Consider the following 13,469-nt stretch of genomic DNA (forward strand, 5'->3'; position numbering starts at 1 on the left):
CTTTGACGCCATCCGTTTCAAATTGACCATTTTGTTCTGGTGTATATCGCGAGTAGACATTTCTGAATGTGTTTGACTATCCACTCTTTTTTAGCCTGCGTGTATGGCGGCGACAATGCTGTTACATAGGTACCGGTATATTACCAAATTGATTCTGCCAGATATCCCGCCTCACGTAGAGCATTCATAATTTTATTCGCTAATTCATACTGATATTCATACGAGGTATTCTCCATGGAAAATACCGTTAATTCATATTTATAATACAGCCACCCATCATTCTCATTTATCAACTTAGGATTCCAGTCATAATTTCTTTCTATTGTAATCATTGTATTTTCGTATCTTAAATATAATGAATTCACTTTTATTATGTCTGGAATCCCTTGGGATAAAAAATCAATTAACTCATATTTATCCAGATCAGACTCAACAACGATTGTGAATTCAGCGTTAACTTCTTCCATTATGGAACCTCAATATATGGGCCTCTATTAAACGGTGATGATCCTTTCATTACCGATATCTGTATTTTTGTTACATCATCCGGATGAAAATGTAGGATATACATCCTCCCGTATGCCACCTTCATCACCAGGGCCTAATGCACGCCGTTGGGCCTTTGTTGATTTTTAACCATCTGATCTTACTCAGCAATAGTGGACACGCAACTAAGTGAGTAAACGCTCAAGCAAGAGGTGACTCACATGACAAAACCAGCATCAACCACCAAAAAGCCACGTAAACAGCAAACTCAGCTCTCTTCTTCTGAACGTGAGCAGGAGATGTCCGCCGCTTAGGGTTGTGTCCCTATTACGCGGGTAGGATCAATCAAGCAGTTACGGCAAAAAGAGAATCATGAATATATTTAGCAAACTCCCTGATGATACGTAATCAGTGAGATTAAAGTAATGCAATCGCGATAAACCGAAGTTAATCCCCTGTTTAAAGACAGTGAACGACCTTCTTGCCATGCCTGGACTATATCAGCCTCACATGTACGCCTTGAAAGCGTACAGATATGTATTATAATTGTACATATTGTTCATAAACAGGAGGATGAAAACCATGCCTCAGATAGCTATAGAATCTAACGAAAGGCTGTCGTTACGTGTATCGACGGATGCCAAAAAGTTGATAGTCCGCGCTGCGGCAATCCAGCAAACCAACCTGACGGATTTTGTGGTCAGTAACGTACTACCTGTCGCACAGAAGATTGTTGATGCCGCCGAACGGGTATATCTGACGGAGCGTGATACTCAAATGATCATGGAAATTTTAGATAACCCGCCAGCGCCGAATGAAAAGCTTCTTGCTGCTGCTTTCGCCCTGCCGGACATGAAGAAATGATGTTTACAGACTGGCATGAGGCCGCGATAGGGAAAACCCACAATCGAATGAATTTTGATTGTGGGAATGCCGATCTGAACCAATTCCTGCAACGCCATGCACGACAAAATCATGAGAAAGGGACAACGAAAACCTATGTTGCGCTTGATAATTCGGATGTTACACGTATCCACAGCTTTTACTCAGTCAGTCCTGCATCACTGATATATGCACAGGTTCCCGGCGCAATCAGCAAAGGATTAGGGAGATATGATGTGCCAGTGTTTCGTCTGGATCGTTTAGCCGTAGACAAATCTATGCAGGGGCAAGGGCTGGGAGCACAACTTTTGTTATCTGCCGGAAAGCGTTGCATACAGGCGGCTTTGCAGGTCGGTGGCGTAGCCCTGCTTATTGATGCCAAAAATAAACAGGTCTGCGACTGGTACAAAGGATTTGGCGCAGTACCATTAAACGATCAACCCCTTTCCTTGTTGCTGTCGTTTAAAACGCTTTATGCTGCTTTATCTGCATCTGGTAGGTTATGACAACATGAGGCTTTGTTGAATAATTCAGAATCGGCCAACGATAAGGATACAGGACTCCCACCGGAGCACTCGTTATACGAGCCTGACGCTGGTCGGCATTGCCAACAACGTCATCCGGTTCAGCGCTTTGACCATCGCCATCACTTCACCCACCTGCGCGTCATAGTTCCGCAGGCTCAGATGGCCGCCCAGCAAGGTTTTGATACGGAACATCGCTGTTTCCACTACTGAACGACGGTGATAGCCCACTTTCTTTTCCAGACCTCATTGCTGCCGCTCCGATGTTGATTTTAAACTTTTGCTTTGCCATGGGAACCCGATGCTGAAACGACAGTAACGATCAGATCCGCCAATCTCTTTATTCAACAAAGCCCCTTCGGGATAGAGCTTCCGCTGAGCGGGAAAGTATGCCTTTGCAATTAATCAGGAAAGTGTTGCGCGAGAAATCGTGCATCTTTCAAGCACATCGTCTACTTTAATTAACCGATTCATAAAATATATATTCTCTGTTCATTTCTAGCTTGTAGGCTATTTTAATAACGGTGTATTTTAAACAATAAAAATTAATATTACCCTACTTCTTTGTTATAATACCAGCCTCCAAAATTGTGCTATAGGAACATCATGGAATTAATCCGTTATGCTGACATCAACAGCGATCTCTATCGCCACATTTGGGTCGTTGGTGATATTCATGGATGTTACTCCTTATTGTTAACCAGACTGGCTCAATTACATTTCTCTCCTGATACCGATCTCTTGATCTCCACTGGAGATAACATTGATCGAGGAAAAGAAAATCTTGAAACACTGAGACTGTTAAATACCTCATGGTTTATTTCTGTAGTGGGTAATCATGAAGCTATGGCGCTTGACGCTTTTGAAACACAGGATGGCAATTTCTGGTATGTAAACGGTGGTTACTGGTACGACTCGGTCACCGAAAAAGACAGGCAAGAAGCCACTGAGCTATTACTAACTTTTAAGCAGCGTCCTCACATCATAGAGGTTGAAACGTCCTCAAAGAAGTACGTGATTGCCCATGCCGATTATCCAGATGACAGCTACGATTATGGGAAGCAAGTTGATATTGATAGCGTTCTATGGTCACGCGATCGTCTGCTTGGTTCGTTACAGGGGAATATCCATCCAATACGCGGTGCGGATACTTTTATCTTCGGCCATATGATTGTTGACTACACAACAACATTCGCCAATCAAATCTACATTGACACCGGTTCTTTCTGTTCAGGCAATCTGTCTTTTTTTAAAATAAAGTAATCTGGAAATAGAATTATATAATATACGCAACGATAGCGTTACTTTATTTTGTATTCTGAGGATATATATTCAAACATAGAATTCTATCATAGAATATTAACCCTCCCTGCATTATGGGCAATGATATAGCCTTCAATAAGTACCATTGCCCATTCGTAATAGCGTCTAAATTTCGCGTTTTTCTGCCCATTTCAGCATTAAGATCGCAGGCCAAAAAAACGAAGCCGTAATCCGACGCAGGTAGTTACTCGAGCGCCTGAGACGAGTAAAGATCGCACATCTCAAGATACCTATCGGAAGAAAGCGCAATAACCGTGGTGGCGAAATGGATCGGCTTGCCTTCATGCAACACAATCTTAATACCGGCGGCGGCCGGGATGAAGTTAATGCTCTGTGAATGCCAGGTGTTTTCGGCGATATTTGTCCAGGCCGCGAATTTGCCATTACAGAAGCGAATACCTTCACGACTGATGGTGACTGCCGGCTTTGCCGCGCTTAAAAATGTGCGAGCCAGGCGCACAATAAATAACAGACTGCCGCAACAAATAAGTCCCATAAAGACGGCACCGCCAGTTTTGGGCTCCTCGGGATCGGTGGCCATATTCACCGCCAGCGCAATAAAAACTCCCATCATACAAATCCAGAACACAATACCAACCAACGTTTTAGATCTGGAATAATAGATATTGAACTCCACAGGCATGTTTTGCTGGCTGGTTTTTGATACGTACAGTTCCATTGATTCATCCTTGTATAAAAATGTCGTCAGGCGGGTAAACGCTGGGAAAGAAAGTTGAGCAGCAGCGGCTCATTGACGATAGTGGAGCGGTCGATTTTGCAGATCCGGCCCGTAGCGGTGCTAATCATCAGATAGCTCATTGAACTGCCAGCCCCCTCCTCGCGCTGGGTGCGAATACTGGCGATCTGCGCATACGGCACCGCCCGGTTTTTGTGTTCAAGCCGATCCGCCAGCGCGGTCACTTTGCCGAATTTAAGACGTCCATCGGCGGCGAGGCGCGCCCCCAGCGCAGAACCGTGTCGCCGGACAAGTTCAGCAGCCAGTCGGTCGTAAATTCCGTTGCCATCGTTCCAGAAATCAAGGTAGATGACGTACTTCTTGCCGCCACTGTGGCGCAAGATGAGTTTGTCGGATTGGTGGAGCAGACGCATTGATTCAAGCGCATCGTAATGGATAACACGATGCCCGGCCTGCAACGCGGTTTCGGTTAACGTCATCCTGCGCGGCGTAAACAGAAACAGAACTGTGACGCTGAATTTCCAGATGATAAACAACAGGCCCACCAGTAGCGATATACCGGAAAGCCGATAATTCACGGTGGCTGTTGCTATGCTGAGAATAAAAAAACCGATCCCGATAGCAAACCATTTCAGCTCCGAAAGCGAAAGATGCCGGGTGTATTGACGACTTTCCATGATGGTATGGTATCCCTGATTTTACTGTCGGCGTATTACGTCAGGTTGAGTAAGGAAGCTATATCCGTTATGTTTTAGGTTATATACACTTCATCCTTCAGGCTGCCGGAGCAACTATTGTACGCTCCCGGAGATTAATGAGAGACATCCTGCCTCTCACCGAAGACCAACCACGAGCCTATACACCATTCGGTGTAAATGCCTTTCTCGGAAGTGAACGTCCAGGCGGCTACCGAACCCGAGCGTGATAATAAAGCGACTCGTTGTCATGAGCCAGTCCCTTAGCGACATTGTCCATTTTCGGATGTCGGCCTGAATTGCCAGTCACACGACCTTTTTCACTGACTCGTCCGTCGGAAACACCGTACGCTTTTTAATAGCATGTTGATTATCTATGCCGGAAATGCGGGTCTGGTTTTTCTTCAGCAGACGATCGAACGGGCTGAGATCTTCAGGTATTTTGAGATTTTGGCCAGTGCATTAGCCAGAGCCTGCAACTGTTTTTCGTCCATAAAGCAACCAGCTTTTGATGTTGAATCGAACATATCAAAATCAGGCAATTACACAATTTTAATTACAGTCTCATATTGAGTTTGGAAGCATCCGTTTCCCTCTTAATTTTATTGGGATTTCTCTTTGTTGCGAGCATGGTCTGAACTAATTGCCTGGCACCTTGCCTTGTTTCGTCAATATTTGGAAAATCGAACACATTTCCAACTTTTACTTTCAAGACAGAACTTGGCTTCCTACCCTCACTGACATTACGATCTGACGAGGCTACTCTTCGCTGGATTACGTAGGTTTTTTTCGTCAAACTGGCTTTTACCCCGAAACCAGCAGGAGCTTGTCTGTGGTCATCGAAAACAATGTAGAGTTTTTGAGCTGGGTTAGCTTCGAAAACGATTTTTCCAGAGCGACTGAGTGCAGGCTTAACATTGATACTTAACTTGTTGATAATGAAAGGCTGGCTGAGAGTTGTTTTCAAAGTATCACCCCTGTTGTAGTCCAGGAATGATGAGAATGTAACCTGTCACATTTTAGGCTACAGGTGAGCTACAAATTTATGGGTTTATGTGAGTTTATAAGGGTTTTACCTGGGGCCACATGAGCACTTGAAAGAATAAAAAAACGAGTAAAATCAATATGAATGAGTCATTTGATAAGGACTTCTCCAACCACACCCCGATGATGCAGCAGTATCTCAAGCTGAAAGCCCAGCATCCGGAGATCCTGCTCTTTTATCGTATGGGAGACTTTTACGAGCTGTTTTATGACGACGCAAAGCGTGCGTCGCAGTTGCTCGATATTTCGCTGACCAAACGCGGCGCATCGGCTGGCGAACCTATCCCTATGGCGGGAATCCCGCACCACGCCGTAGAAAACTACCTCGCGAAACTGGTCAATCAGGGCGAATCCGTCGCTATTTGCGAACAGATTGGCGATCCGGCCACCAGCAAAGGTCCCGTTGAACGTAAGGTCGTGCGTATCGTTACACCTGGCACCATCAGCGATGAAGCCCTGTTACAGGAGCGTCAGGATAACCTGCTGGCGGCTATCTGGCAGGATGGTAAAGGCTACGGTTACGCCACGCTGGATATCAGCTCCGGGCGCTTTCGTCTGAGCGAACCCGCCGACCGTGAAACGATGGCCGCAGAGCTGCAGCGCACCAATCCCGCCGAACTATTGTATGCCGAAGATTTTGCTGAAATGGCGTTAATAGAGGGACGCCGGGGTCTGCGCCGTCGCCCGTTGTGGGAGTTTGAGATTGATACCGCCCGCCAGCAGTTAAATCTGCAATTCGGTACGCGGGATCTGGTCGGTTTCGGCGTCGAAAATGCCTCGCGTGGATTATGTGCGGCAGGCTGCCTGTTACAGTACGTAAAAGATACCCAGCGCACCTCCCTGCCGCATATTCGTTCCATTACGATGGAACGCCAGCAGGACAGCATCATTATGGATGCCGCAACCCGCCGCAATCTGGAAATTACCCAGAACCTGGCCGGTGGTGTCGAAAATACCCTCGCCGCGGTGCTTGACTGTACCGTGACGCCAATGGGTAGCCGAATGCTTAAACGCTGGCTGCATATGCCGGTACGAAATACCGACATATTACGTGAACGCCAGCAGACCATCGGCGCCTTGCAGGACACCGTCAGCGAACTGCAACCGGTGCTGCGTCAGGTCGGCGATTTGGAGCGTATCCTTGCGCGTCTGGCGCTGCGCACCGCGCGTCCGCGCGATCTCGCCCGAATGCGTCACGCCTTCCAGCAACTGCCGGAATTGCACGCTCAGCTTGAAACCGTTGACAGCGCGCCGGTACAGGCGTTGCGTAAAAAAATGGGCGATTTCGCCGAGCTGCGCGACCTCCTGGAACGCGCCATTATTGACGCGCCGCCGGTACTGGTCCGCGACGGCGGCGTTATTGCGCCCGGCTACCATGAAGAGCTGGATGAATGGCGCGCGCTGGCGGACGGCGCCACCGATTATCTCGATCGTCTGGAAATTCGCGAACGCGAGCGTACCGGGCTGGATACGCTGAAAGTTGGCTATAACGCGGTACATGGTTATTACATTCAGATTAGCCGTGGTCAAAGCCATCTGGCACCCATCAATTATGTGCGTCGCCAGACGCTGAAAAATGCCGAACGCTACATTATTCCTGAGCTTAAAGAGTACGAAGATAAAGTTCTGACCTCGAAAGGCAAAGCGCTGGCGCTGGAAAAACAGCTATATGACGAATTGTTTGATCTGCTGTTGCCGCATCTGGCCGATTTACAGCAGAGCGCCAACGCGCTGGCGGAGCTGGATGTGCTGGTTAACCTGGCCGAACGCGCCTGGACGCTGAATTACACCTGCCCGACATTTACCGATAAACCCGGTATCCGTATTACCGAAGGTCGCCACCCGGTGGTTGAGCAGGTACTGAATGAGCCGTTTATCGCTAACCCGCTCAATCTGTCGCCGCAGCGCCGGATGTTGATCATTACCGGCCCCAATATGGGCGGTAAAAGTACCTATATGCGGCAAACGGCATTGATCGCCCTGCTGGCCTATATCGGCAGTTACGTTCCGGCGCAAAACGTGGAAATCGGCCCCATCGACCGTATTTTTACCCGCGTCGGCGCAGCGGACGACCTGGCCTCCGGGCGTTCGACCTTTATGGTGGAGATGACCGAAACCGCGAACATTCTGCATAATGCCACGGAAAACAGTCTGGTATTGATGGATGAAATCGGGCGCGGTACCTCCACGTATGACGGGCTGTCGTTGGCCTGGGCCTGCGCGGAGAATCTCGCGAATAAGATTAAAGCGTTAACGCTGTTCGCTACCCACTACTTCGAGCTGACCCAATTACCGGAGAAAATGGAAGGCGTGGCAAACGTCCACCTGGATGCGCTGGAACACGGCGATACTATCGCGTTTATGCACAGCGTGCAGGACGGCGCGGCAAGTAAGAGCTATGGCCTGGCGGTCGCGGCGCTTGCGGGCGTCCCTAAAGAAGTCATCAAACGCGCGCGCCAAAAACTCCGCGAGCTGGAAAGCATCTCGCCCAATGCGGCGGCAACGCAGGTGGACGGCACGCAAATGTCGTTGCTTGCCGCCCCGGAGGAGACATCGCCTGCCGTTGAAGCGCTGGAGAATCTCGATCCGGACTCCCTGACGCCACGCCAGGCGCTGGAGTGGATCTATCGGCTGAAAAGTCTGGTGTAAACGTGTCAGACCCGATAGCGCCGCGCTATCGGGTCTGCGCGCCGGAACAGGCTTTTCAGGCTGTGACTGTCGTTTCGTGTAAATGACGCCAGACTATCCGTCTTCTTTCGCTTTTTAAAATAACCGTCGACCAGCGTACCGTCTCAGCCTGACCCGGCAGTTGCTGGCGCTCACGATAACGCAGCGCGGCACCTTCCGGCCACTCCGCCACAAGGTCAATGTGCTCAACCACGATAACCAGCCCCGGGCGACACGCGCGCTGCGCCTGGAAAAAAGCGCCCAGCGCCGGATAATCCAGACAAATACCTCCTGGCGTTATCATCGTAAAATCAACAGCGAAACGCGCTATCAACGCCTCCAGGCTACCCATCCCCTTACTAAGCCAGTTCTCAATCGCCGCATGGGCGTGAATAATTTCTTCTTTATATGGATTCATGATCTTTCCTTTTTCAGGCACAGAAGCGCCTGTCTATTGTTCAGACAGACAGCGTAAATAAGGGGCAGCAGGGTGATACCGGCGGCGGCAATAAAGGTCCAGCGATAAGCAACCTCAAGCGACATAACGCGCTGGAGCGCATTTAACAGCAGCGTCAACAGCGTCGCGCCAAGGAAAAAGCTGATCTGACGATTAAGATTCCATAGCGCGCTGGCGTCAGGCATGTCCCGGCGAGCAATAGTCAGGAAAGCGCCACTCTGCGCGGTACTGCTGCACAAACTGCCGCCAGCGCCCATTAAGGCGAATATCATCATCAGTACACGGTGCGATGTCGCAGGCGTAACGTTAGTTAAAAGCAGTATCCCTGCAGCCTGAAGAAGACAGCCGACGATAATCAGCGGACGCGGCCCAAGCCGATTGAAGTAACGTCCGGTAAGCATAATGGCGACAAATGAAGCGATCGACCAGGGGATCATCAGCGACCCCGCCGCCGCAGGCGATAGCTGCGCGACGTTCTGTAGATAAAACATCCCGACCACGCTGATACCAATGAACATACCCGGTACGCACAGATAGACGATCATGGCAAAACGCAGCAGCCTGTCCGTCAACAACGGCAGATGGAGCAATCTTGCTGACGCCATTGTCGTCGACGCGGCGTTCAGCCAACAATAAGCGAGCAATAAAGTGAGAACGGCCACCGGCAGCGTGGCAAAGAATATCCAGCGCCAGCCGCACGTTTCCACCAGCAGCCCACCAATCGCAGGCGAACATGCCGGCGCCAGTAGCGCCACCATCATGACAACCGATGACACGCCAGCGCGTTCATGCGGTTTAAACTGTTGCCAGGTTAACGCCTGACCAACCGGGATCAATAAGCCACCGCCCGCCCCCTGCACAATACGCCAGAAAACAAGGCTGTGTAAGGAATCGGCAAAACCTGCGGCAGCGGCGGCAACGCTAAACAGGATGAGCGAAAATATGATCAGCCGTCGAGCGCCGAGATAACGCGAAAGAAACGCGCTAAACGGAACGATCAGCGTTAATCCTGCGATATAACCGTTACTCACCCATGCCAGCGCCGATATGGACGTATGCAGATCCACGGACATCGCAGGAAAAGCCACGCTGGCAATAAACAGATTAATCAGATCAAGAAAGAAGCCGAGCAGGTAAACCACTGCCACTTTACTGCGATACGTCATTATGCATCCTCCGTCAGAGGCGCTAATGTAGCCGTCCGGAGAAAGCCAGATAAGTCCGCGCTTCAACGATATACTGTCAAAATAATTTTGACAGTAAAGGAGCTCGCCATGCTCAATTTGCAGCGTATGTCGCTGTTTATCGCCGTGGTAGATAGCGGCAGCTTCACGGCCGCCGCCGCCGCATCGGGCCAAACAAAAGCAGTAGTGAGCTTTAATATTCGGCAGCTTGAAAAAGAGCTTGGCGTAACGTTACTGCTACGTTCCACCCGACGACTGACGCTCACAGACGCCGGCGTCCTCTTTTACCAAAAAGGCGTGAATTTACTCAACGCCGCGAAAAATTTGCAGGATGAAGTGCGTGCCAGCCATAGTGGGCTGGGCGGCGAGTTACGTATTACCACTACGTCCGAGTTTGGCGAACAGGTGGTCATTCCGGTACTGGCGCAGTTTAGTCAGCGCCATCCCGATCTCCGTATTCGGCATATGTCCTCATCACATCATGCCGATTTAATTGCCGAGCGCTTTGATGTGGCGATTCGGCTTGGCTCGCTGGCGGACTCCCGCTATCGCGCCGCGCTGATATCCCGCTTTACCATTCTGCCGGTCGCCGCGCCGCAGTGGCTCGCCCGCAACCCTGTTTCATCACTGGAGTCGTTGGCCCAGGCGGAATGGATTATTCATGAGCGATTACCTACGCCGCTACGGTGGACAGTAACGAATAATCATGGCCAACACTCACGCCTGGAGATAAGCAAAGCCGGCAAAATTTCTGTCGACAGCGCGCGCTCGCTGATGGCCTTCGCTCTCGCGGGAAGCGGCGTCGCATTACTGCCGCAATGGTTAGTCAACACCGCACTGGGGGATGGAACGTTAATTCACCTGTTACCCGACTATCATTTTCCCCGTCAGGGCATTTATGCCGTTTACCCGGACGCCCGCCATGTATCGACAAAAGTACGCGCATTTATTGATTTTTTACGTTCGCAATGGGATTGCGGGGAGCACGCCCCATCATTGTAGCCAGCCCGGGAGCATTGCGCTCCCGGACGGATAATACCGTCTTAATCCTTAACTACCAGCTTGTCTTTGATCCCCTGCGCCTGCCAACGCACCCACAGCATAATTGCTGCCAGAACGACGATCGGCAGTAACGGATCGAGCCAACTGCCGCCGGAACCGAACAGCAGGTTAATCAGCGCCACGCCGGTGCCGCCAATCGCCCAGGCAATGGTCGTCGGTACAGACCAAACCACCATCTGCTGTTTGACATCAGAGACGCCCATCATGCGGTTAACCACCCAGAACAGGCTGTCGTTGAAGTAGCCGAAGAACAGCGACCCCATCGTTGCGGCCTGAGCGGCAAGCAACATATTGATGCCGGGGATCTGCGCCAGGATCGGCGCGGAAATCGAGGCGGCAGTGATCATCGCCACCGTCCCCGATCCCTGAATCAGGCGTACCAACGTCGCCACGATAAACGGGATCAGGATCGGCGAGATCGGCAGGTTGGCAACCTGCTCCGCCAGCTGTTGCCCCGCGCCGCTGTCGCGCAGGATCGCGCCCAACGCGCCGCCAGCGCCCGTGACCAGTAAGATAATCCCGGCGCTTTGCAAGCCCTCTTCCAGACGCTCTGCGGTGGTATGTTTATCCATGCGCGGCACCAGCGTATACACCGCCAGCAGAACGCTGATGGCCAACGCGATCACTGGGCTTCCCACAAAGTTGATTGCCTGTACCACCGGATGCGTCGCCAGGCCGGACCATCCTTCTACAGTGGCGAGGGTGGAACAGATAGCCTTCAGGAAGATCAGCACGATCGGCACCACAATAGGCAGCAGAGAGAGCGTCAGGCTCGGCAGATCCTTTTGCTCTTTCTCTTTATTGTACTGCTCCAGCGCGGCATTGACTTCATCGGCGTTCAGCGTGCGCGGCACGAAATCAGGGTAGCGTTTATCCAGCCACTGCGCATAGAACACAATGCCGATCACACAGGGCACCGCCAGCGCCATCCCGGTCAATAACATTGCGCCGATGTCGACGTTAAAAATCCCGGCTACCCCCAGCGGACCGGGCGTCGGAGGTACCGTATGGTGAGTGACCACCAGCCCGCCCGCCAGCGCGACGCCCAGCGTCAGTAGCGAACGTTTACCGCTTTTCGCCAGCGCTTTCGCCACCGGATAAAGAATGACAAAAGCGGAATCGACGAAAATGGGGATGCTGACAATATAACCCGTGATCGCCAGCGCCCACTCTTCACGGCGTTTCCCCAGCCATTTGATAAAGCTCCAGGCGATACGCTCCGCCGCGCCGGAAACCTCCAGCAAGCGCCCCATCATTACGCCGAGACCAATCACCAGGCCAATGCTGCCCAGCGTCGTACCGAATCCGCTGGTGATGACAGAGAGCGTTTTATCAATGCCCATTCCCCCCAACAGACCGGCGATACAGGCCGCCGCCAGCATCGCGATCAGCGCATGAACACGGGTGCGTAACACCAGCCATACCAGCACGAAAACGGCAACGATCAGGCCGATAATTGGGGTCGGTAAACTTGTCATGACCTCCCCTCCATATCATCTTGTCGAAAGCGTTCGATAATGTCATCGAAGCGTTTATCGGCGACAAAACCTAACGCCAGCGCACGCTGGTTATCGATACGTCCCGGCCAGGAGGCGACAATTTTCTCGACGCCTTCATCGCGCTGATGCGTAACCCGATCGCGCGCCGCCTGGCCGCCCGCCTGACGCAACGTTTCCAGCATCTCGCCCACGGTTACGCTGATCCCCGGTAAGTTGATGCTGCTCGCCTCGCCAGGCGCGGGTAACGTTGCGGCCAGCGACAGGTTATGGATCACCGTCGCCGGGCTGGAAATCCACAGCCGCAAACTTTCCGACACCGGGCAGATGGTCGTCTCGCCCTGCAACGGTTCACGAATAATCGCGCTGACAAAAGAAGAGGCGGCGCGGTTTGGTTTACCCGGGCGAACACAGATCGTCGGCAAACGCAGCGCCAGCCCATCCACATAGCCTTTGCGGGTATAATCGTTGACCAACAGTTCACAGGCGGCCTTCTGCGCGCCATAAGACGAGCGCGGCGTGAGCGCGGTGGTATCGGTGACGCATTCCGGCAGCGTACCGCCATAAACGGCAAGCGAGCTGGAGAAGACAAAACGAATTTTCTGCGGTTGTCGACGACACGCCTCAAGTAACTGGCGGGTAAGATCCAGGTTAACTTTCCATCCCAGATCGAAATCGTCTTCCGCATGACTGCTGACAATCGCAGCGAGATGATAAACAACAGAGGTATTAGCGGTAATCACATTCTCCAGCACGCCCGGCTGGGTTAAGTCAGCTTCCAGGCAGCGTAAACGAGGGGAATCTGATAACCGTGCAGGCATTTTTAAATCAACAAGAAGCAGTTCGTTAAACGCCAGCGATGAGTTTAATAAGGCGCTTGCGAGTTTCTGGCCTAAAAAGCCGCCCCCGCCGGTAATGATAATCTGCATCCGGATGTCCTCTTTATTGTTGT

The 13,469-nt window shown here is 51.3% G+C and carries 12 protein-coding genes and 3 pseudogenes; 5 read left to right on the forward strand and 10 right to left on the reverse strand.

Features of this window, described 5'->3' with window-relative positions:
* Positions 1-140 precede the first annotated feature (140 nt).
* The gene (locus tag ACH0WD_RS03645; RefSeq protein WP_000393296.1) at positions 141-467 is read right to left on the reverse strand and encodes a hypothetical protein; all 327 of its coding nucleotides are present in this window, start codon (positions 465-467) and stop codon (positions 141-143) included.
* 592 nt (positions 468-1,059) lie between these two features.
* Between ACH0WD_RS03645 and ACH0WD_RS03650 the strand changes: the two genes are divergently transcribed.
* Complete coding sequence (locus ACH0WD_RS03650) at positions 1,060-1,350, forward strand: DUF1778 domain-containing protein (protein WP_000855694.1); 291 nt, start codon at positions 1,060-1,062, stop codon at positions 1,348-1,350.
* Positions 1,347-1,874 (forward strand): GNAT family N-acetyltransferase, encoded by a 528-nt coding sequence (locus tag ACH0WD_RS03655; protein WP_000971656.1) that lies wholly within the window; start codon positions 1,347-1,349, stop codon positions 1,872-1,874. The genes ACH0WD_RS03650 and ACH0WD_RS03655 overlap by 4 nt, the downstream gene beginning before the upstream one ends.
* Positions 1,875-1,946: 72 nt before the next feature.
* Here ACH0WD_RS03655 and ACH0WD_RS03660 read toward each other — a convergent pair.
* Positions 1,947-2,161: pseudogene (locus ACH0WD_RS03660) on the reverse strand (IS5/IS1182 family transposase); the annotation flags it as partial.
* Between the two features lie 337 nt (positions 2,162-2,498).
* On the opposite strand from ACH0WD_RS03660, the gene pphB reads away from it, so the two are divergent.
* A complete protein-coding gene (gene pphB, locus ACH0WD_RS03665) occupies positions 2,499-3,155 on the forward strand; it encodes a protein-serine/threonine phosphatase (RefSeq protein WP_000420449.1) in 657 nt (218 codons plus the stop codon).
* Between the two features lie 244 nt (positions 3,156-3,399).
* Here pphB and ACH0WD_RS03670 read toward each other — a convergent pair whose 3' ends face one another.
* The 4 genes and pseudogenes from ACH0WD_RS03670 to ACH0WD_RS03685 all read right to left on the reverse strand — a co-directional run.
* On the reverse strand, positions 3,400-3,894 hold the full coding sequence (locus ACH0WD_RS03670) for a hypothetical protein (RefSeq protein ID WP_000424943.1): 495 nt from the start codon (positions 3,892-3,894) through the stop codon (positions 3,400-3,402).
* 26 nt (positions 3,895-3,920) lie between these two features.
* Positions 3,921-4,589: a hypothetical protein gene (locus ACH0WD_RS03675; protein WP_000445914.1), complete on the reverse strand. Its 669-nt coding sequence runs from the start codon at positions 4,587-4,589 to the stop codon at positions 3,921-3,923.
* Positions 4,590-4,745: 156 nt separating this feature from the next.
* Positions 4,746-4,976: pseudogene (locus ACH0WD_RS03680) on the reverse strand (hypothetical protein); the annotation flags it as partial.
* Between the two features lie 202 nt (positions 4,977-5,178).
* Positions 5,179-5,574: pseudogene (locus tag ACH0WD_RS03685) on the reverse strand (cytoplasmic protein); the annotation flags it as partial.
* Between the two features lie 158 nt (positions 5,575-5,732).
* On the opposite strand from ACH0WD_RS03685, the gene mutS reads away from it, so the two are divergent.
* Complete coding sequence (mutS, locus tag ACH0WD_RS03690) at positions 5,733-8,300, forward strand: DNA mismatch repair protein MutS (RefSeq protein WP_001005807.1); 2,568 nt, start codon at positions 5,733-5,735, stop codon at positions 8,298-8,300.
* 55 nt (positions 8,301-8,355) lie between these two features.
* Here mutS and ACH0WD_RS03695 read toward each other — a convergent pair whose 3' ends face one another.
* Both ACH0WD_RS03695 and ACH0WD_RS03700 read right to left on the reverse strand, forming a co-directional pair.
* Entirely contained in the window at positions 8,356-8,736 is a 381-nt protein-coding gene (locus tag ACH0WD_RS03695; RefSeq protein ID WP_001070476.1) for a DUF4440 domain-containing protein, read from the reverse strand.
* Positions 8,733-9,941 (reverse strand): MFS transporter, encoded by a 1,209-nt coding sequence (locus tag ACH0WD_RS03700; protein WP_000222398.1) that lies wholly within the window; start codon positions 9,939-9,941, stop codon positions 8,733-8,735. Before ACH0WD_RS03700 ends, ACH0WD_RS03695 begins: the two co-directional genes overlap by 4 nt.
* An 87-nt stretch (positions 9,942-10,028) precedes the next feature.
* Between ACH0WD_RS03700 and ACH0WD_RS03705 the strand changes: the two genes are divergently transcribed.
* Positions 10,029-10,961, forward strand: coding sequence for a LysR family transcriptional regulator (locus tag ACH0WD_RS03705; protein ID WP_000216313.1), 933 nt, complete (start codon positions 10,029-10,031; stop codon positions 10,959-10,961).
* 41 nt (positions 10,962-11,002) lie between these two features.
* On the opposite strand, the gene ACH0WD_RS03710 is transcribed toward ACH0WD_RS03705, so the two are convergent.
* A complete protein-coding gene (locus ACH0WD_RS03710; protein ID WP_000202725.1) occupies positions 11,003-12,499 on the reverse strand; it encodes a GntP family permease in 1,497 nt (498 codons plus the stop codon).
* On the reverse strand, positions 12,496-13,446 hold the full coding sequence (gene denD / locus ACH0WD_RS03715; RefSeq protein WP_001165727.1) for a D-erythronate dehydrogenase: 951 nt from the start codon (positions 13,444-13,446) through the stop codon (positions 12,496-12,498). Before denD ends, ACH0WD_RS03710 begins: the two co-directional genes overlap by 4 nt.
* Between the last annotated feature and the right edge of the window lie 23 nt (positions 13,447-13,469).

The organism is Salmonella sp. 2020_1395, from assembly GCF_043848115.1.
Taxonomy (GTDB): Bacteria; Pseudomonadota; Gammaproteobacteria; order Enterobacterales; family Enterobacteriaceae; genus Salmonella; species Salmonella enterica.

Bases quoted from the DNA above. Each gene is read 5' to 3' on its own strand.
- ACH0WD_RS03645 (WP_000393296.1), bottom strand. From the start codon at position 467: ATGGAAGAAGTTAACGCTGAATTCACAATCGTTGTTGAGTCTGATCTG.
- ACH0WD_RS03650 (WP_000855694.1), top strand. From the start codon at position 1,060: ATGAAAACCATGCCTCAGATAGCTATAGAATCTAACGAAAGGCTGTCG.
- ACH0WD_RS03655 (WP_000971656.1), top strand. From the start codon at position 1,347: ATGATGTTTACAGACTGGCATGAGGCCGCGATAGGGAAAACCCACAAT.
- pphB (WP_000420449.1), top strand. From the start codon at position 2,499: ATGGAATTAATCCGTTATGCTGACATCAACAGCGATCTCTATCGCCAC.
- ACH0WD_RS03670 (WP_000424943.1), bottom strand. From the start codon at position 3,894: ATGGAACTGTACGTATCAAAAACCAGCCAGCAAAACATGCCTGTGGAG.
- ACH0WD_RS03675 (WP_000445914.1), bottom strand. From the start codon at position 4,589: ATGGAAAGTCGTCAATACACCCGGCATCTTTCGCTTTCGGAGCTGAAA.
- mutS (WP_001005807.1), top strand. From the start codon at position 5,733: ATGAATGAGTCATTTGATAAGGACTTCTCCAACCACACCCCGATGATG.
- ACH0WD_RS03695 (WP_001070476.1), bottom strand. From the start codon at position 8,736: ATGAATCCATATAAAGAAGAAATTATTCACGCCCATGCGGCGATTGAG.
- ACH0WD_RS03700 (WP_000222398.1), bottom strand. From the start codon at position 9,941: ATGACGTATCGCAGTAAAGTGGCAGTGGTTTACCTGCTCGGCTTCTTT.
- ACH0WD_RS03710 (WP_000202725.1), bottom strand. From the start codon at position 12,499: ATGACAAGTTTACCGACCCCAATTATCGGCCTGATCGTTGCCGTTTTC.
- denD (WP_001165727.1), bottom strand. From the start codon at position 13,446: ATGCAGATTATCATTACCGGCGGGGGCGGCTTTTTAGGCCAGAAACTC.